This window comes from Ruminococcus sp. 1001713B170207_170306_F1 (assembly GCF_015668065.1).
Classification (GTDB): Bacteria; Bacillota; Clostridia; order Lachnospirales; family Lachnospiraceae; genus Blautia_A; species Blautia_A faecis.
On record NZ_JADPEX010000001.1, the window covers coordinates 244,522 to 263,538 of the forward strand.

At 44.7% G+C, this 19,017-nt stretch carries 16 protein-coding genes and 1 tRNA gene; 5 read left to right on the forward strand and 12 right to left on the reverse strand.

Translation table 11 applies throughout. The features are described from left to right. Positions 1-5: 5 nt before the first annotated feature. Together rnc and plsX are read right to left on the reverse strand one after the other, a co-directional pair. Positions 6-689, reverse strand: a complete 684-nt coding sequence (gene rnc, locus I4V84_RS01090) for a ribonuclease III (protein WP_118578867.1) — start codon at positions 687-689, stop codon at positions 6-8. Between the two features lie 79 nt (positions 690-768). Then, the gene (gene plsX / locus I4V84_RS01095) at positions 769-1,794 is read right to left on the reverse strand and encodes a phosphate acyltransferase PlsX (RefSeq protein ID WP_195409856.1); all 1,026 of its coding nucleotides are present in this window, start codon (positions 1,792-1,794) and stop codon (positions 769-771) included. A gap of 261 nt (positions 1,795-2,055) precedes the next feature. On the opposite strand from plsX, the gene I4V84_RS01100 reads away from it, so the two are divergent. Continuing rightward, positions 2,056-2,152: transfer RNA gene (locus I4V84_RS01100), tRNA-Sec, on the forward strand. 33 nt (positions 2,153-2,185) lie between these two features. Here I4V84_RS01100 and selB read toward each other — a convergent pair. The 3 genes from selB to I4V84_RS01115 form a co-directional block, all read right to left on the reverse strand. Further along, positions 2,186-3,808 carry a selenocysteine-specific translation elongation factor gene (selB, locus tag I4V84_RS01105; protein WP_195991054.1) on the reverse strand — a complete coding sequence of 541 codons (1,623 nt, stop codon included), beginning with the start codon at positions 3,806-3,808 and terminating at the stop codon, positions 2,186-2,188. A gap of 153 nt (positions 3,809-3,961) precedes the next feature. Beyond that, positions 3,962-5,800: a glutamine--fructose-6-phosphate transaminase (isomerizing) gene (gene glmS, locus I4V84_RS01110; RefSeq protein ID WP_195991055.1), complete on the reverse strand. Its 1,839-nt coding sequence runs from the start codon at positions 5,798-5,800 to the stop codon at positions 3,962-3,964. Between the two features lie 24 nt (positions 5,801-5,824). Next, entirely contained in the window at positions 5,825-7,207 is a 1,383-nt protein-coding gene (locus tag I4V84_RS01115) for an exopolysaccharide biosynthesis polyprenyl glycosylphosphotransferase (RefSeq protein ID WP_195991056.1), read from the reverse strand. A gap of 355 nt (positions 7,208-7,562) precedes the next feature. Between I4V84_RS01115 and I4V84_RS01120 the strand changes: the two genes are divergently transcribed. The 4 genes from I4V84_RS01120 to I4V84_RS01135 all read left to right on the forward strand — a co-directional run bounded on the left by I4V84_RS01120 (position 7,563) and on the right by I4V84_RS01135 (position 10,882). Then, entirely contained in the window at positions 7,563-8,573 is a 1,011-nt protein-coding gene (locus I4V84_RS01120) for an LCP family protein (protein ID WP_173717719.1), read from the forward strand. Positions 8,574-8,648: 75 nt separating this feature from the next. Beyond that, the gene (locus I4V84_RS01125; RefSeq protein WP_173717718.1) at positions 8,649-9,398 is read left to right on the forward strand and encodes a Wzz/FepE/Etk N-terminal domain-containing protein; all 750 of its coding nucleotides are present in this window, start codon (positions 8,649-8,651) and stop codon (positions 9,396-9,398) included. Beyond that, complete coding sequence (locus I4V84_RS01130) at positions 9,398-10,165, forward strand: CpsD/CapB family tyrosine-protein kinase (protein WP_173717717.1); 768 nt, start codon at positions 9,398-9,400, stop codon at positions 10,163-10,165. Before I4V84_RS01125 ends, I4V84_RS01130 begins: the two co-directional genes overlap by 1 nt. Positions 10,166-10,288: 123 nt before the next feature. Next, a complete protein-coding gene (locus I4V84_RS01135) occupies positions 10,289-10,882 on the forward strand; it encodes a hypothetical protein (protein WP_173717716.1) in 594 nt (197 codons plus the stop codon). A gap of 85 nt (positions 10,883-10,967) precedes the next feature. Here the strand turns inward: I4V84_RS01135 and I4V84_RS01140 are convergent, their stop codons facing one another. The 7 genes from I4V84_RS01140 to I4V84_RS01170 form a co-directional block, all read right to left on the reverse strand. Continuing rightward, positions 10,968-11,348, reverse strand: a complete 381-nt coding sequence (locus tag I4V84_RS01140) for a hypothetical protein (RefSeq protein ID WP_195991057.1) — start codon at positions 11,346-11,348, stop codon at positions 10,968-10,970. A gap of 155 nt (positions 11,349-11,503) precedes the next feature. Continuing rightward, positions 11,504-11,689, reverse strand: coding sequence for a hypothetical protein (locus I4V84_RS01145; RefSeq protein WP_195991058.1), 186 nt, complete (start codon positions 11,687-11,689; stop codon positions 11,504-11,506). A gap of 72 nt (positions 11,690-11,761) precedes the next feature. Continuing rightward, complete coding sequence (locus I4V84_RS01150; protein ID WP_148463703.1) at positions 11,762-13,357, reverse strand: AAA family ATPase; 1,596 nt, start codon at positions 13,355-13,357, stop codon at positions 11,762-11,764. A gap of 137 nt (positions 13,358-13,494) precedes the next feature. Next, the gene (locus I4V84_RS01155) at positions 13,495-14,496 is read right to left on the reverse strand and encodes an Rpn family recombination-promoting nuclease/putative transposase (RefSeq protein ID WP_195991059.1); all 1,002 of its coding nucleotides are present in this window, start codon (positions 14,494-14,496) and stop codon (positions 13,495-13,497) included. A 273-nt stretch (positions 14,497-14,769) separates the two neighbouring features. Then, complete coding sequence (glmM, locus tag I4V84_RS01160; RefSeq protein WP_195991060.1) at positions 14,770-16,158, reverse strand: phosphoglucosamine mutase; 1,389 nt, start codon at positions 16,156-16,158, stop codon at positions 14,770-14,772. Between the two features lie 81 nt (positions 16,159-16,239). After that, positions 16,240-18,078, reverse strand: coding sequence for a glutamine--fructose-6-phosphate transaminase (isomerizing) (gene glmS / locus I4V84_RS01165; protein ID WP_195991061.1), 1,839 nt, complete (start codon positions 18,076-18,078; stop codon positions 16,240-16,242). Between the two features lie 27 nt (positions 18,079-18,105). After that, on the reverse strand, positions 18,106-19,017 hold a 912-nt coding region (locus tag I4V84_RS01170; RefSeq protein ID WP_207748606.1), incomplete at its 5' end, for an Rpn family recombination-promoting nuclease/putative transposase.

Sequence of the window (19,017 nt, forward strand, 5' to 3'; positions counted from 1 at the left end):
TGTTATTATTTTCTCATCTTCCGGATTGCCTGGTAAGCAGCTTCCTGTTCGGCAGCTTTCTTGGTATGTCCTACTCCGGTACCCATCACATGACCGCTGACAAGCACATCCACGGTAAAGCTTTTATTGTGATCCGGGCCTTCTTCTTTTATCAGATGGTACTCCACAAGATGGGTTCCCTTCTCCTGTACGATTTCCTGCAGGATGGTCTTGCTATCATAAAAGAGCTGTTTATTCTCAAGATCGTTCAGAATGAATTTCAGAACAAACTCCTTTGCGCTAGCAAAACCACCGTCCAGATAGATAGCTCCAAGCAGAGCCTCTGTTGCATCGGAAACAATAGAGTCACGGTTTCTTCCACCGGTCATATCCTCACCTTTTCCAAGGAGCAGATACTGCGGCAGTCCGAAATCTCTTGCACAATAAGCAAGACTGGGTTCGCAAACCAGGCTGGCTCTCTTCTTGGTCAATTCGCCCTCTGGAATCTGGGTGAATTTCTTATAGAGAAAATCACTGCTGATCAGCTCCAGAACTGCATCTCCAAGAAACTCCAGACGCTCGTTGCAGCCTGCCTTACCAAGCTTCTTCTCGTTTGCATAGGAACTATGTGTCAGTGCAAGGATCAGAAGGTTTCTGTTCCTGAACTCATAACCGATCCGGTTCTCCAATGCTTTTAACTTTTTTTCCATGATAAACTTCCTTCCCTCTGACTAGCTGGCAGCCCCCCGGCAGGTCTTTGCCGAAGAGTCTGCTGCAATGCATGGATGATCATGCTTTTTCTGGTGTCTCTTCCACCATATGGGCAGCGATTTTCTCATTGATCTTCTGCTGTCTGAACTGAACACACTGAAAAATAGCGTGACGGATCTCAACTGCCCTGGCACTGCCGTGTGTCTTCACAACCAGTCCCTTAAGACCCAGAAGAGGAGCTCCGCCGTACTCACTTGCATCAAATGCCTTCATGGTTTCTTTGACGGCCGGTTTCACCAGAAGAGCTCCAACCTTGCTGCGGGTGTCTTTCATAAGGCCGGTTTTAAGCATCTTTATAAAGGTACTTCCAAGTCCTTCATAAAGCTTCAGGATCACGTTTCCAACAAAAGCCTCGCAGACAATCACATCTGCATAACCAGCCGGAATATCCCTTGCTTCAATACTTCCGATGAAATTGATCCCCGGACATTCCTTCAAAAGAGGGAACGTCTCCTTCACAAGGGCATTTCCCTTCTCCTCCTCTGCACCAATGTTTACAATGGCAACACGAGGGTTCTTGATTCCAACCACGTCTTCCATATAGATGGAACCCATCTTCGCAAACTGTACCAGATGCTCTGGTCTGGCATCTACGTTCGCACCGCAGTCAATAAGAAGTGACACACCATTCTGGGTAGGAATCAAGGGTGCCAGCGGCGGACGCTGTACTCCTTTGCTTCTTCCTACGATCACCTGACCACCTACTAAAATGGCGCCTGAGCTTCCAGAGGAAACAAATGCTTCTGCTTCCTGCTTCTTCACAAGATTCAGTCCTACCACAATGGAAGAATCTTTCTTCTTACGGATCGCCAGAACCGGAGGCTCTGCTGTCTCGATCACCTCTGTGGTATTCACGATCTGGATTCTTTCCTTGGGGTAATTCTGAAATTTACTCAGCTCTTTCTCAATTACATCCTGCCTGCCGGTAAGGATCACATCAATGTCTTCCCTCTCGGCAACAGCCTCTACAGCTGCTTTCACTGGTTCTGCCGGAGCGTTGTCTCCGCCCATGGCATCTACTACAACTCTAACTGTCTCTGCCATATTTTTCTCCTCTTCGGATATTCTTCAATACTGTAATCTGGTAATGTGAAAACATCCATTATAATCGGGATATGCAAAACACAGCCCAATTCAACAGCTCCTCCATACCAGAGCATGTTTGAAAAAGGCTACAAGGTACACTATCCCGAATAATACTATTCTACTTTATCTGCCCCCTCTTAGTCAATAGGAAATCAAAGAAAGGTTTCTGACCCAAAGACTGTGGTTGACGAAGCTTCCAATCTCCGCTATACTCTCACTGGGAGCAGATAGGTGCCGGTGTGCCTCCTGGTCTTCAAAACCAGTGTGGGGCGCTAATCCCGTCCCGGATGGGTTCGATTCCCATATGTTCCCGCCAAAAAACGTACCCAGCTTTCCATTCTTACTCTTCTCATTGAGACCGATCTGCCTGCTGCAAGTTTCGTTTTAACACTCTTCCTCCATTTTCCATAACTGTAATCCGCTCTCTGTCAAACCCCTCCAGCAGTATGATCGCACATTTACGGGATATTCCCAGACGGTCACGAAAATCTCCAGTCTGGATCATACCCTTTTCTTTAAATAACTGATATACCATATCCAGGGCTTTCTGCCGTATTTCCCGGTACATATAATGCTTCTCGTCAAACCGTACAAGAACACCGTCCCGCACCATGGCAAAGAACACTTCTGAAAAATCCCGCTCACCGGAAAATACTTTCTTCACTTCATCTGTCAGCGGAGGCTTAAAGCCCGATTTCAGATATAATTCCTGCAGCTGCAAAAAGACAGAATTTCCACATATTTCTTCTGTTATTTTTCCTGCAGCATGTGCTTTTTTTCTTTCCTTTCCCGTACATGCGCAATGAACAGCAGCATCTGCATTCTGTCCTTTTTTCCTTTTTACCCCATTGGGATTCAGCACAACTCCACCGCCAATGGTTTCTACTGGCGAATAAAATCTTATAACAAAATGATCTCCTGCTTTCATTGCCGTCACCTGCTCCATCCGAAGCTGGACTATGGCCTCTTCACCAGGCTTCAGCACTACTCTGTCAAACAGAATTATTTTACACACCAGTTCTGCTGCCCCATGATAAAGATGAACACGGGTACCGCTTTTTAAAGAACGCTGTCCTGATTTCAACAGCTGCAGCCGTACATCTGCTATCATGGTACCTTCCATACTTCCTGCTGCTGCCAGAATTTCTCCCCGGGAGATATGCTCTTTTCCAATCCCCGGAAGGTTCACTGCCACCCGCTGTCCCGGAGCAGCTTCGGATACTTCCTGTCCATGCACCTGAATTCCTCGGATTTTTACCCTTTCAGCCCTGGGATAAAGCATAGTGTCATAATTCAAGCCTAAACTGCCATCAAGCAGCGTCCCTGTCACTACGGTTCCAAAACCCTTTAAAGAAAACACACGATCTATGGGCAGACGAAACGCAGATCCTTTTGTACCTATTCTGCCTGTGCAGCTGTCACCTTCTTTTCGGGAAAGCTTCTGATTTCCCGTGGTTTTTCCGGCGGTGCACAGTTTCCACAACACCCTGCGCAGTTCCTCAATTCCACGCCCATCCACAGCACTGGTCACTACCACATCCGCATTTTCCAGAAATGTTCCCTCTGCAAATTCCCTGATTTCCTGGTCAAGTCCCTTTTTCCATTCCAGGTCGCCTTTGGTGAGTACAATCACACCCTGTTGAATACCAAGCAGGGAAAGTATTGCCAGATGTTCCCTGGTCTGAGGCATAACTCCCTCATCCGCTGCGATCACTACCATGGCAATGTCCATTCCGCCAGCTCCGGCCAGCATATTCTTTATAAATTTTTCATGACCTGGCACGTCAATAATCCCTGCTTCCCTGCCATCCGGAAATTTCAGAAACGCAAAACCATTTTCAATTGTAATCCCCCGCCTTTTTTCCTCTGCCAGGCGATCCGTATCCGTGCCTGTCAGCGCCTTGACCAGCCAGGTTTTACCATGATCAATATGTCCGGCAGTACCTATGATCCTGTGCCTTTTTTCTTCCATATCTTTTTCACGCCCCATTTTGTTCGAACAATCCCACTATTTCATTTCCAAATAAACAGCGCGAAGAAGCCACTTCTCCGCGCCATGTTTACGTTTATAACAATATTGTCTTTTTTCTGTTGTTCAGAAATATAATTCAGTAATTTAATAACATTATTCTACAGTAACAGATTTTGCCAGGTTTCTCGGCTTGTCCACATCCAGGCCCTTCGCTACGCTGACATAATATCCCATCAGCTGCAGCGGAACAATTGCAAGGCTGGTTGTGAAATACTTCTCCGTCTTGGGAACATATACGGAGAAATCAGCGGTATCCTCAATACTGTAATTGCCATAGCTGGTCAGTCCCATCAGATAAGCACCACGGCTCTTTACCTCAACCATATTGCTCAGTGTCTTCTCAAAAAGATCCTTCTGCGTCATCACACCGATCACCAGAGTACCATCCTCTACAAGGCTGATAGTTCCGTGCTTCAGCTCACCTGCTGCGTAAGCCTCAGAATGAATATAACTGATCTCCTTCATCTTCAGGCTTCCTTCCATGCTGATAGCATAGTCAATTCCTCGTCCGATGAAGAAAATATCATGGGCATTTGCATACTTGCTTGCAAACCACTGGATACGCTCCTTATCATCCAGAACACGGCTGATCTTGTCCGGCAGGGTCTCCATCTCAGCAAGCAGACGGGTCACTTTTCCCTCCTCAAACTTTCCCTGGACAAAAGCGCTCTGGATAGCCAGCAGATACATGGCGATCAGCTGGGTGCTGTAAGCCTTGGTGGTGGCAACAGAAATCTCAGGTCCTGCATAAGTATATAACGTATAATCGCTCTCTCTTGCAATGCTGGAACCTACAACATTGACTACGCTAAGTACCGGAACATTTCTATCCCTGGCAAGACGAAGGGCAGCCAGGCTGTCTGCGGTCTCTCCAGACTGGGAAATAATAACCACCATGGAATCCTCCACAAGAATCGGATCACGGTAACGGAACTCAGAAGCCACATCCACCTCAACCGGGATCTTCGCCATGGATTCGATCACATATTTGCCAACCATGCCAACATGGTAAGCAGAACCGCATGCGATGATATAGATTCGCTTAAGAGAAGCCAGCTTCTCATCTGTAAGTCCTGTCTCAGAAAAGTCAATGTGTCCCTCTTTTACATAAGCGCCAATGGTGTCCTGAACGGCCTTCGGCTGCTCATGGATCTCTTTCAGCATAAAGTGCTCATAGCCGCCCTTCTCAGCAGCTGCTGCATCCCACTGGATCTCCACAACGTCTTTCTCAATCTCTTCACGGTCAATATTATAGAAATGGATCTCATCACGGGAAAGCTCCGCAATTTCAAGATTGCCGATATAATAAACCCTTCTTGTCTGATCCAGTATCGCAGGAACATCAGAAGCGATAAGGCTTCCGTTCTCGCTCTTTCCAATGATCAGCGGACTGTCCTTGCGGGCTGCAAACAGTTTACCCGGATAGTCCTTGAAAATAACACCAAAAGCATAAGAACCGCGGATACGGAGCATTGCTCTGGAGATTGCTTCCAACGGGGTTCCGGTTTTCTTATAGTAGTAATCTACCAGCTTCACAGCCACTTCTGTATCTGTCTGAGAATAGAACGTATAGCCGGAACGAAGAAGCTTCGCCTTCAGCTCCTGATAATTCTCGATAATTCCATTATGAACAAGTACTACGGACCTATCATCTGTACAATGAGGATGGGCATTTGTCTCAGAAGGCTCTCCATGAGTCGCCCAGCGGGTATGACCGATACCGCAGGTACCCGGTACGGCTGAGCCGCCGTCTGTCTTCTCGATCAGAGTTTTCAGGCGCCCTTTCGCCTTTACGATTGCGATCTTATCAGCTGCCTCGTTTCGAACTGCGATACCGGCTGAATCATAGCCTCTGTACTCCAGCTTGGAAAGGCCTGTCAGCAAAATCGGTGCCGCCTGTTCATCTCCTACATAACCAACAATTCCACACATAAAATTTCCTCCTCAGTCTCAGTCTTAATCATTCTCCTCATTTTTCTCCTGGCCGGCTGTCTTCTGCCATGCCTCAACCCCTTCTGTATTTTCCTTCTGGAAAAGGATTTTGAAGGTAAGCATCAGAAGCTTCAGATCCAGCTTCAGAGAATAGGTCTCAATATAGGTGAGATCCAGTTTCAGCTTATCATAAGGTGTCGTGTTGTATTTACCATAAACCTGGGCATAACCGGTAAGTCCGGCCTTCACTTTCAGGCGGTAATCAAATTCAGGAATCCTCTCACTATACAGTGCAGCAATCTCCGGCCGCTCCGGTCTTGGACCTACCAGAGACATATCACCTTTCAGGATATTAAAAATCTGTGGCAGCTCATCAAAATGGATCCGGCGGATAAGCTTCCCGACCGGTGTGATCCTGTCATCCTCTTTCTTCGCCAGCTGGGCACCCTTCACTTCAGAGTCCATCTTCATGCTTCTGAATTTCAGGATCATAAAGATCTGCTTATCCTTCGTAAGACGCGGCTGCTTATAAAAAACAGGACCGCCATCATAAAGCTTAATTGCAAGTGCGATCAGAATCATAAACGGAGATGCGATCACAAGCCCCGCCAGGGAAAATATAATATCCACAATTCTTTTGAAAAACAGCTGCTCTGCTGTCAGACGCAGGTTTCTGGAAAGAAGAAGCGTGGTATCAAATAAATGAATGTCGTCTGCATTTCGGAGCATAATATCAGAAAGCTTCGGAATAGAATAACAGCGGATATCCTTCTCAAAGCAGTATTTCAGAAGAAGATTTCGTTCGTGGGACGGGATATCCCCGATCACAACTGCTTTATATCCGTTGATCTTCTCCTTGATCACGTCAATGCCAAGGGAAAGGGGTGTCATTTCTTTAATGGCATATTTATCCTCTCTGGTCTCAAACTTATTCCTTAAATCTCCCGGATTACGTCCGCCATAAATCATCAGCATCTGTCTGGGCGGATACAGTCTGGTGTACACATAACGCATACCAACCACCCATATGACAACGATCACCAGATCAATCCCCGTCATAGCCAGCATAGGTGTCAGATGCTCTCCCAGACGCCAGCGGCCGATCAGGCACAATTGTAAATAAGTAATAAAATTCACGCAGCACACAGATAGGATCTGGGAATAGATTACTTCAAATACCCGCAGATAACCCACCTTAAAACCACCGTAAATTTTGTAAAAGAAGTATATCATCAGCACATACAGACCGATGACTACCTGATTACCTCTGTCAAAGCGTCTGCCGATGACCTCCTTGTGGGCATAAAATTTATACCAGATATAGGCGAAAAGCAATGTTTCAATAGCTATAATCACCGCAGACGCCAAAAACATGATCAGTCTCTTATATCGTTCGCGATTTTCCATTTTTTCCTCCAGTAAATTTCCTCTGAAATCTATACGTCGTATAAGTATAGCACAAAAAATCCCAGAGGAAAACGATTTTTTTCGTCACCTTATTTTGCCCAAAAATGACAGAGCAGGTTGATATCCAGACCAAACCGTGATAAAATCAGTACATATTGTGGTAAAGCAATATAGTATTTATACAATATGATATTTTATAATGTGAAGTAAATAACAGATTCTAAGTTTTGTCAATATGTAATTTTCAGAGTGATGGTTTACAGGTACTGTTCATTGGTAATGTTCTGCAAGATATTTTGGGGAGCATTACCAGTGAACAGCTGCGAAGTATACCTCGGTCTGCAGAAAGGAATCAATGCGTCATAATCAAATTTCCAGACAGAATAAAAATAAAAAAATAAAATATCTCGCCATAGGACTTGCCGCCGGCGTTCTTGGCATAGGCTCAGCTGCAGGTGTTCTCACTTCTGCCAACAGCCATGCTGTGACCCGGAGCGCATCCTCTTCCACACAGGATACTGACCAGATTACTTATAAAGGTGTTACCTATGTTCCGAAAGGGAATCTTGAGACTTACCTTTTCGCCGGAATTGATTCTCCGGATAAGGTAACCGAGATCAAGGAATACGACGGCACCGGTCAGTGTGATGTGCTGCTTGTGCTTGTCCGCGACAGAAGCACAGACACCTGCAAGTTTCTCACCATCGACCGGAACACCATGACTCCGGTGAAGAGCCTTGCAGATGACGGCTCTTACATAGATACCACAGAATGCCAGATTTCCCTGGCACACGCCATGAGCCTGGATCATGAGACCCGTGCAGAGAATACTGTGGATGCAGTTTCCACGCTCCTTGGCGGTCACAAGATTGACGGCTTTGCAATGGTAAACATGAGCGCCATTGAAGTGGTAAATGATATGGTTGGCGGTGTCACCGTCACCATCGAGGATGATTTCCCGGACAGTGACACACTGATCAAGGGACAGACCGTAACTCTGCACGGTAAGGACGCTGAGCGCTTCATCCGTGAGCGCAAGACCGTTGCCGACGGACTGAACGAGAACCGGATGAGCCGTCAGGCCCAGTACGAGGAAGCTTTCAAGCCTGTTTTCCAGGCGAAATGCAGTGAAGATAAGACGTTCCCGCTGGATCTTTATCATGCACTTGAGGACTACATGACTACCAACATCAGTGCCAAGAAGTTTTCCCGTCTTGCCCTTCTTCTTTCCGATGAGAAAGAGGAGGAGAAAGTATCCATAGAAGGAACTGCCGACTTCGACGAGGATGGCTGGCAGACTTTCACTCCTGATCCGAACAGCCTTCAGGAAGCGATCCTTTCGCTTTTTTATAAGGAAAAGAAATAATTTTCCTGTTAGAAAATAAATCGGAGAAGAGAAGATTCTAAACAGCTACAATAAACAAAATTAAGGAGACCCGACATGAACGAAGAACTCACAAACGACGAGGTGGAAATCGACCTTGTGGATCTAGGCAACGTCTTGTTAGACAAATGGCGTTATCTGCTGATCAGTCTTATTGCAGGCGCTGTACTTCTGGGTGCGTATTCCCTTTTCTTTATCGCACCTACCTATGAATCCACAGCCAAGCTTTACGTAGTATCTGCCTCAGACGATTCTGTAGTCAATTTAAGTGACCTGAATCTTGGTACTTCCCTGACTGCAGACTATGAACAGCTGATGCTCAGCTATCCGGTACTAAACCGTGTTATTGACCGTCTGAATCTGGATTCTACATCCGATGAACTGGCTAAAGCTTTTTCACTGAACAACCCAAGCGATACCCGTATTCTGGAGATCACCGCTACTTCTACCGATCCGCAGATGGCTATGGATCTGGCTGAAACTATGGCTGAGGAAGCCATTGATTATCTCCCGGATACCATGAGCACACTTGCTCCGAATCTGGCACAGCCTGCCAAACTTCCTGAGAGTAAAGTGGCTCCAAGCTATACCAAGTTCACCATAATCGGTGCCCTGCTTGGACTTCTCATCTGTGCAGCATTCTTTATTGTAAAATATCTGATGGATGACACCATTCATACTGCAGATGATATGGAAAAATATTTTGGGCTGGTACCTCTTACCACTATCCCTGACAGCGATCAGGTAATCGATCTGGATGAGGAGCAGCACCGCAGACGCGGCAGAAAGAGAGGTCGTACGAAATAATGAACCAGCTTAATGTAAACCTTCCGGAGCTGCCCTATGCAGTTTCCGAAGCGATGAACCGACTTCGTATTAATATTAAATTCTGCGGTAAAAATACCCGCAAGATCCTTTTGACCAGCTGCCAGCCTAATGAAGGTAAGAGTACCATTTCCTCCTACCTGTGGAAAATGCTTGCAGAAGCAGGATTTCCTACTGTTCTGGTAGACGTTGACCTTCGTAAATCCGTTATGAAAACACGTTTTCAGATGGACTACGACGATGACACTACTATGGGACTGAACCACTATCTTTCCGGTATGGCAGAATATGAGGACGTTATATACAGTACCAATATTCCAAACGGCTATATGGTTCCGTGTACACAGCTCCTTGAGAATCCTTCCGCTCTTCTGGAAGATGTTCGTTTCAAAGAGCTTCTGAATACTCTTTCAGAGAATTACCGTTTTGTTATTATAGATTCCCCGCCGCTTGGCAGTGTATCAGATGGAGCGCTTATCGCTTCTCTGTGCGACGGCGCAGTTCTGGTTGTACGTGCCGGTACCACACCGCGTACTCTGATCAAGCAGTCTCTTTATGAGATCCAGCAGTCTGGCTGCAAGCTCCTCGGTACAGTTCTGAACCGTGCCGATGTAAAGGGACGTGCTTATGGCAAGTATGGCTATGGAAAATACGGTTATGGTTATGGATACGGCTATGGTTATGAGCCTAAGGATAAAAAAAACAGCTCTGACTCCGCTGCTGCAGATAAGAATTCTACCGGAAAATAACCGTTTGTACTATTTTTACCGGCTGTGAACTTTGTTTACAGCAACTCAACTTCTGGATAAACGGGTCTGCGTGGGGAGACCGTTTATTAAATACATTAAATTAAGAAATAGAGGGTGTTACCAATGAAATCATTCAAAAAAGTAGCTGTAACTATCCTGGCTGCAGTAATGATGCTTCTCATCAGCACTACTGTTTTTGCAGCAGATTCACCTGTAAAAACATCTTTCAATGCTTCTCTTACCAAGAAAACTGTAACTTACACTGGTAAGAAACAGCAGCCAAAGGTTGTAGTTAAGAATGAAGCTGGAAAAACAATCAAAGCTAAATACTACACAGTAAAAGTTAAAACATGTAAGAATGCCGGAACATACAAAGTTACCATCATCGGTAAAGGAAAATATGCCGGATATACACAGACTCTTACTTACAAGATCAAAGCTAAAACTCAGAAGGTAACCTTAAAGTCTGCTGATAAGTATACTGTAAAGGCTTCTGCAGTTAAGAAGAGTAGCAAGACTCTTAAGAAAGCTATCAAAGTAACTAAGAAAACTGGTAAAGTTTCTTACACAACAAACAACTCCAAGATCAAAGTTAACAAAAACGGTAAGATCGTAGTTGCTAAGGGAACCAAGAAAGGTACCTATCAGGTAAAAGTTACTGTTAAAGCTAAAAACTACAAGACAGTAAACAAATACATCACCGTTACAGTTAAATAATCCTGGTGTATAATAAAAAACAGCTCTCTGACCACGCAGGGAGCTGTTTTTTTATTGTTACTGATTTACGCCTCACATATTATTCTCAGCTCAGGCGGCTGACCTTCTGGCGATACTCTTCCAGGTTGCCTTCGTCAATATAGCCGATACTCAACAAATATAAATTAAGCGCTTTTGTAAAATCCACCGTAGCTTCGGCACCGTTTAAAGCAAAATCCAGATCTATAATCTTCTTCTCCTCTTCCTCCGTGCAGTCTACAATCTGAAATTGAACAGAGCATTGCTCTATGTCATAATTCATCGCAAGCAATATTTCCTTATCACCCTTGCAAACAGACAATTCAATTTCACGTTCCACCACCTGTTTCAAATCCAGTCCATAATTCAATATACCGCTATTTTTTACATATTTGATATCATCGGCCTGTAAAATCAGCTGAAGTACGTCCTGTATTGTTTCCATCATTTTCTCTCACATCTTTTCTTTATTTCCACAGCTGTTTGCTGCTTCAAATTTCTATGCTCATAATAACACGGAAACAGGAGCTTCACAAGTTTTATCTGTCTGTTTTTATCTAAAAATTTCGAGATTTTTTGCTCTGTATTTGTCACATTCCAGATTTACTGTGCAGGTACTGCATCCGTTACAACAACCATAGCTGGCGGCCCCCCTATGTCTACAGTATCATCAATAACTATACCGTCAGAAATATCCTTATATTCCGCCAGTATAAAATCAATTGCATTTTGTTCATCGTTTTCTTTGGGTCTATTTTTCAGCATAGCATTATATGTATTTTTCATCATAGTTTCTCCTCGCTATGTTTACTTGAAATCCTCTAACTCCGATAATGATAAAATACTGTAAATCCAGGAATTTTAATATTTCTGAAATTTCTCAATCACACACTCATGCAGTTTCGTCTTCTTATCGTAATTAATACCTGCCAGCAGCAAATCCCCATGATAATCTTTTAGCACCTCACTATACTGCTGTCTCTTAATCTGGGCAATTGCTCCGGAAGCATTTTTATTCCATTTAAGTTCAATTATGGCTGCAGGTTTGTCCAGATGAAGCTTTCTGGGAAGAAAGCAAATATCTGCAAACCCTTTCCCGCTTGGCAGTTCTCGAATAACTGTATAGTACTCTCTTGCAAAATAAAATGCCAGATTGATCGTACAGCTCAAAGAATTCTCATCATTATACTGTAAGATAGATACTTCCTGATGCACTTTATCGATTCCCTTTGCCACTGTATCACTGTCCATTCTCCACAAAGCTTCCAGCAGCTTTCTAGAATTTTCTACAGAGTCAATAACCTCAGGCCACTCCATAGTGCTGATTGCATTTATATATTCCTGAGATACTTCTTTATTGGGAATATAGACAGTTTTATCCGGCCAATGATAGCTCAAATAGCCAAGGTGGACCAGAAGGGTCAATACATCATCTTTTCCCTGAAAAGTCGCCATATCATTCGAAAAAGTTCCCGTGTTAATCTGTACCTTATCGCCTCCAAGCATTTTTATGACAGAATCTTTTAGGCCATCATAATTCAATCTAATATAAGTTTTAAGTGCTTCATAGGTTTCTGTCTGATTCCAGTAATTATCAAACACCCCACTGAGCATTGCATCCACTACAGATTTCGGGCTATACATGGAATAAATCTTTTTCTGATTCTCTTCTACTGTTATCAGTTCGTAGCCATCATACCAGGCCTTTGTTTCCTCAAAGCTTCTCTTGTACCGGGCACACAACATTTTTACTTCATCTTCTGTAAAACCAAAGAATTCAGCCATCTCACGGGGATTTGTCATAGAATACTCTGTGAACATATTCAAAGCGGAATGAGAACCATATTTTTTTATGGGCAAAATTCCTGTCATATATGCCAGCGCAACATAATCCTGATCCTTCAGCCACACTCTCAAAAAATCAAGATACTTCTTCTGTGCCTCTCTATCCTTCTTGTATTCCCGGAAAAGACAATCCCACTCATCGATCAAAATCACAAAAGGGCATTTTGTTTTTGCAAAAATATCCTTCATCACCTGTATCAAATCTTCAGAATCCCGAAAGTGCAGATTTCCATAAGCATCTAACAAATCAAACAGTAAATACCGCTTCAATCGTCCCAGCATCTCATCTACACTGTTGGTAACGCTCAGGAATTCCTGCATATTGATTTTGATAACATCATATTGGTTTAAATGGTCTCTATATGTGATTGCTCTGCTGATCCGCAAACCGCCAAACAAATCATCGCTATTTTCTTCTTTCTCATAATATGAAGCAAGCATATTAGCCGCCATAGACTTTCCAAATCGTCTCGGGCGGCTGACACATACATATCTCTGCTCTGTACAGATCAATTCATTTGTTCTGGCTATCAATTCACTCTTATCCACATAAATCTTGGACCTCAGACTATTGCGAAAAGAAGCACTTCCAGGATTCAGATAACTTCCCATATTACACACACTCCTGATAAAAAGTTCCACAGTATCAATTGCTTTTGCTTGAAATAATGATACCATGGAACTGCAAAAAAATCTATAAAATATGTGCTTTTAAACCATTAGCGTATACGTCTCGTTTTTATATCTTTTTAATCAATTCCATACTCTTCCAAAAGTTTCTGGCGAAAAGCAGAATCGTCAAGGGCACGCTTTAGGTCGTCGATGCGGTTATCGCACAACAGGAATTTGGTAAGTTTCTGTTCACGCTCCAAAGCCTCTTTTCCTTCCGCCAGCCCAGCAGCACGTCCCTCTGCCAATCCAGCGATTCGCCCCTTTTCCTCAATCCCTTGAATCGCTTTACAAACATTCACCTTTTCTTCCTCAACTTCTTTTTCAATCTTCATTCCAGTCATCTCCTCCATTACACGAACAGCCTTCCTGTCCATAGTTTCAAATGCAGTATTCTCCTCCACAAGCTGGCTCAGCTTCTCCGTATCTTTTGAATACTTAATAAACTGCATTACCTCACGAAAATTAGAAGTAAAAAGCTCCAACTCCTCTTCACTCATCTCCCCTGGTGCAATCAGATTAATCCGATAGTCAGGAACCAATGACAACATGCTTTCGTCCTGTACAATTAACATCTCATGCAGCGACCTGGGTGCATCCCAACTATCAGCCCCGAAATACACTACTACTGTTATAATTGGAAGCAGCCTGTCTTCTCTGTAAAAGCCTGAAAGAAACTCTGCGGAATCTGGTTTCTTCTCTTTAGGATCTTTCTCCTTCCGCGCTTTTTTATGAGAAGCCTCTACTTTCTGCACCTGCGCTGCATATTCCAGCGAATCGTAAACCATATTTTTCACTGGCATTGCATAATGAACATTGGACTGGTTCTCCACTCCCAGAAGCAGATACACCGCATTTTCATCTTCCATAGCACACAGGATTTTAAACACATCTCTGTATTTCTGATATGGCACCTCCGCCCCGTCAGCTCCATATGGAATAATTACATTCGCCGTATCCAGTTCCTTCAAATTCTTAGGGTCAATGACCTTTTCTCCTTTGTAAATCATATGGTTGAACACGTCCGCAAAAACTTCTGTGTCCTCCATGTACTCTTTTGTGATGATATCCTTTCTTCCCATGGATTTCACCACCTTCTATGATTTTTTCAGAAGAGCTTATGTAAGTTTGAAACTCTTATGATGTATATAGGATAGCATACTATTTTCTTTTCTGGAAGAAAAATATATTGGAAAAGTATGAAATACAACAGCTAGCCCTAAGTATGTGATTTTCATAAGTGCCTCAAAACATTGTAACTCCAAGGTCAATTGTTATATTATTTTATAACTTATCTTATATACACCTCCACCGCCCAGCACACGCCGGGCGGCAGCATCCACGGCATCCAGCCCTTATCCGGCCACATACCCATTTTCTTTAATTACATTCACAACCATATCCACATACTTCTGGCAGATTTCTTCACTTTCCGCTTCCACCATAACACGCACAACCGGCTCTGTTCCGGACTCACGGACAAGGATTCTTCCGATATCACCCAGTTCTTCTGTAACCATCTTCACAGCTGCCTGCACATCTGCATCATCCTGCGCTGCCTTCTTGTCGGTCACTCTCACATTGGTGAGCACCTGAGGATAAACGGTGAAGCCTTCTGAAAGCTCGCTGAGCTTTTTCTTTCTCGCCATCATAACTTCCATAATCTTCAGACTGGTAAGAATTCCATCCCCAGTGCTGGCGTATTTGCTGAAAATGATGTGACCGCTCTGCTCACCGCCGATACGGCAGCCGTTTTTCATCATGTACTCATATACATATTTGTCTCCCACGGCTGTTTTCGCGTAGTCGATTCCAAGCTCATCAAAGGCCTTGTACAGACCGAAATTGGACATGACGGTGGTGACAACAGTGTTGGTCAGCAGCTTGCCGCGCTCTTTCATGTACTTTCCGTAGATGTAGAGAATGTGGTCACCGGTGATCACGTTGCCCTTCTCATCTACGCAAAGACAGCGGTCTGCATCACCGTCATAGGCAAAACCAACGTCCATTCCGTTCTCCACCACGTATTTCTGCAGTCCCCCGATATGGGTAGAACCGGCATTGTTGTTGATGTTGGTGCCATCCGGCTGGGCGTTGATCACGTAGGTTTTGGCGCCGAGAGCGTCAAAAACAGCCTTGGCAATGTTCCAGGAGCTTCCGTTGGCACAGTCCAGCGCCACCTTCACGCCGCGGAAGGAATAGACACCCAGAGAGATCAGATATCCTATGTAACGGTTTCTTCCGGAAACATAGTCTACTGTACAGCCGATTTTTTCCTTTTTCGCAAAAGGGATCTCCTCCCATTTCTGCCCGAAAACTTCCAGATTTCCATCCAGATAAGTTTCCACAAGGGAAATGGTCTCCTCGTCCATCTTCTCCCCGTTTCCGTTGATCAGCTTGATTCCATTGTCGAAATATGGATTATGGCTTGCAGAAATCATAATACCGCAGTCAAATTCATCCACTCTTGCCACATAAGCCACAGAAGGTGTGGTCGTGACATGGAGAAGATATGCATCCGCACCGGAAGCCACCAGTCCGCCAACCAGTGTATACTCGAACATATAGCTGGAACGGCGAGTATCCTTTCCTATTATGATACGTGCCGGAGTGTCATCACCGTTCTGACGTTTCAGTTCTCCGTAATACCAGCCGAGAAAACGGCCTACTTTATATGCATGATCTGCTGTCAGGTTTTCATTTGCCTCTCCGCGGAAGCCATCTGTACCAAAATATTTTCCCATTTTTATAACCTCATCCTGTTGTTTTTCCCCCGAAAAACATCTGCCGTTTCTGCTCATCGCACCCATAAGCCTGCTGCAAATTTACTCTACCGTAACACTCTTTGCCAGATTTCTCGGCTTATCCACGTCAAGTCCCTTTGCCACGCTGACGTAATATCCCATAAGCTGTAACGGAATCACCGCAAGGCTTGTGGCAAAGCACTCCTCTGTCTTTGGAACATAAACGGTAAAGGAAGCAGTATCTTCAATATTATAATTTCCATATGTAGTCAGTCCCATGAGATAAGCCCCGCGGCTTTTGCATTCTACCATGTTGGAAATGGTTTTCTCATAAAGCTCAGACTGGGTGAGCACACCAATCACAAGAGTGCCGTCCTCAATGAGACTGATAGTACCATGCTTCAGCTCTCCTGCTGCATAAGCCTCAGAATGGATGTAACTGATCTCTTTCATTTTCAGGCTGCCTTCCAGGCTGATGGCATAATCAAGTCCACGTCCGATGAAAAACACATCCCTGGCATTGGCCTGTTTGGCAGCAAACCACTGGATCCGCTCCTTGTCGTCCAGGATCTTCTGGATTTGCTCAGGAAGGCACTGAAGCTGGGAGATAAGATCCTGATAGCGCCCCTGGGAAATACATCCGCGCACCAGCGCAAACTGAACGGCAAGGCAATAACCGGCGATCAACTGGGTGCTGTAGGCCTTCGTTGTGGCAACTGCGATCTCCGGACCGGCAAGGGTATAAAATACATTATCTGCTTCCCGGGCAATGGAGCTTCCCACCACATTGACAATTCCAAGGGTTTTCAGCCCCTTCTTTTTTGCAAGACGGAGGGCTGCAAGGCTGTCTGCAGTCTCGCCGGACTGGCTGATCACGATTACCAGACCGTTGGGATCCAGAGGCATGTTTCGGTAACGGAACTCAGATGCCAAATCCACACGTACCGGCAGCTGCGCCAGATCCTCCAGCACATACTGACATGCCACGCCTACGTGATAGGCAGAACCACATGCCACAATATATATCTGTGAAAAAGACTGAAGCTCTTCCTCAGTAAGTCCCACAGAAGACAGGTCGATAGCACCATCCTTTAATACGGAATTCAACGTATCCTGAACAGCTTTTGGCTGCTCATGGATCTCCTTCAGCATGAAATGCTCGTAGCCTGCTTTTTCAGCTGCTTCTGCATCCCATTTGATCTGCGTTGGCTTTTTCTCAATCTCATCTCCGTCCAGATTATAAAAGGTAACGGTCCCATTTGCCAGACGTGCCATCTCCAGGTTTCCGATGTAATAAACATTGCGAGTATATTTCAGAATTGCCGGAACATCAGAAGCCACATAGCAGTCTCCGTTCTCCACGCCGATGATCATAGGACTGTCCTTACGAGCAACATAAATCTCCCCGGGATAATCCTGAAACATGACCGCCAGGGCATAGGAACCGCGGATACGGACCATGGCATGGTTGATGGCATCCACCGGAGTATGCTCATATTTCTTGTAATAGTAATCGATGAGCTTCACTGCCACTTCGGTGTCTGTGGAAGAATAGAACTCATAGCCCTTGCGAAGAAGCTTATTCTTCAGTTCCTGATAATTCTCAATGATACCATTGTGAACGCCAACCACATTTCCATCATCGGAGGTATGTGGATGGGCATTTGTCTCAGAAGGTTCGCCGTGGGTAGCCCAACGAGTGTGACCGATCCCACAGGTACCAGCCAGGGCATGACCATGATCGGTTTTCTCCGCCAACGCTTTCAGGCGGCCTTTCGCCTTTACGATTTTCGTTTTGTTCTCCCCGTCACGAACGGCAAGACCGGCTGAGTCATAGCCGCGGTATTCCAGTTTCGATAAACCATCCAGAAGGATGGGCGCGGCCTGGGAATGGCCGGTGTAGGATACGATACCACACATAAAATTTGTTCTCTCCTCTATAGCTGTTTAGTCAATTCCATACTCTTCCAAGAGCGTTTGGCGAAAGGCAGGATCTTCAAGGGCACGCTTTAGGTCGTCGATGCGGTTGTCATTCAACAGAGCTTTGGTAAGTCGCTGTTCATGTTCTGCACCGATCTGGATTCCTTCAACTCGTCCCTTTTCCTGTAAATCCCGAAGTCCCTTACAAACATTCACCGTTTCTTCCTCTTCTTTTCTTTCTATCTTCATTCCAGTCATCTCCTCCATTACACGGACAGCCTTCCTATCCACATTTTCAAATGCTGCATTCGCATTTACAAACCGCTCTAATTTCTCTCCATCACCAGAATATTTGATGAACTTCATCACTTCCCGGAAATTAGAAGTAAAATGTTCCAACTCATCTTCGCTCATCTCCCCTGGTGCAATCAGATTAATCCGATAGTCAGGAACCAACGACAATATGTTTTTATCCTGTACCACCAACATCTCATGTAACGACCTAGGCGCATCCCAGCTATCAGCCCCGAAATACACAACTACTGTTATAATCGGAAGCAGCCTGTCTTCTCTGTAAAAGCCTGAAAGAAACTCTGCGGAATCCGGTTTCTTCTCCTTAGGCTCTTTCTCCTTCCGCGCTTTTTTATGAGAAGCCTCTGCTTTCTGCACCTGCGCTGCATACTCCAGCGAATCGTAAACCATATTCTTCACTGGCATTGCATAATGAACATTGGATTGATTCTCCACTCCCAGGAGCAGATACACCGCATTTTCATCTTCCATAGCACACAAGATTTTAAACACATCCCGGTATTTCTGATAAGGCACCTCTGCCCCATCAGCTCCATATGGAATAATTACATTCGCCGTATCCAGTTCCTTCAAATTCTTAGGGTCAATGACCTTTTCTCCTTTGTAAATCATATGGTTGAACACATC

Coding starts and splice junctions, on each gene's coding strand:
- rnc (WP_118578867.1), bottom strand. CDS start 689: ATGGAAAAAAAGTTAAAAGCATTGGAGAACCGGATCGGTTATGAGTTC.
- plsX (WP_195409856.1), bottom strand. CDS start 1,794: ATGGCAGAGACAGTTAGAGTTGTAGTAGATGCCATGGGCGGAGACAAC.
- selB (WP_195991054.1), bottom strand. CDS start 3,808: ATGGAAGAAAAAAGGCACAGGATCATAGGTACTGCCGGACATATTGAT.
- glmS (WP_195991055.1), bottom strand. CDS start 5,800: ATGTGTGGAATTGTTGGTTATGTAGGAGATGAACAGGCGGCACCGATT.
- I4V84_RS01115 (WP_195991056.1), bottom strand. CDS start 7,207: ATGGAAAATCGCGAACGATATAAGAGACTGATCATGTTTTTGGCGTCT.
- I4V84_RS01120 (WP_173717719.1), top strand. CDS start 7,563: ATGCGTCATAATCAAATTTCCAGACAGAATAAAAATAAAAAAATAAAA.
- I4V84_RS01125 (WP_173717718.1), top strand. CDS start 8,649: ATGAACGAAGAACTCACAAACGACGAGGTGGAAATCGACCTTGTGGAT.
- I4V84_RS01130 (WP_173717717.1), top strand. CDS start 9,398: ATGAACCAGCTTAATGTAAACCTTCCGGAGCTGCCCTATGCAGTTTCC.
- I4V84_RS01135 (WP_173717716.1), top strand. CDS start 10,289: ATGAAATCATTCAAAAAAGTAGCTGTAACTATCCTGGCTGCAGTAATG.
- I4V84_RS01140 (WP_195991057.1), bottom strand. CDS start 11,348: ATGATGGAAACAATACAGGACGTACTTCAGCTGATTTTACAGGCCGAT.
- I4V84_RS01145 (WP_195991058.1), bottom strand. CDS start 11,689: ATGATGAAAAATACATATAATGCTATGCTGAAAAATAGACCCAAAGAA.
- I4V84_RS01150 (WP_148463703.1), bottom strand. CDS start 13,357: ATGGGAAGTTATCTGAATCCTGGAAGTGCTTCTTTTCGCAATAGTCTG.
- I4V84_RS01155 (WP_195991059.1), bottom strand. CDS start 14,496: ATGGGAAGAAAGGATATCATCACAAAAGAGTACATGGAGGACACAGAA.
- glmM (WP_195991060.1), bottom strand. CDS start 16,158: ATGGGAAAATATTTTGGTACAGATGGCTTCCGCGGAGAGGCAAATGAA.
- glmS (WP_195991061.1), bottom strand. CDS start 18,078: ATGTGTGGTATCGTATCCTACACCGGCCATTCCCAGGCCGCGCCCATC.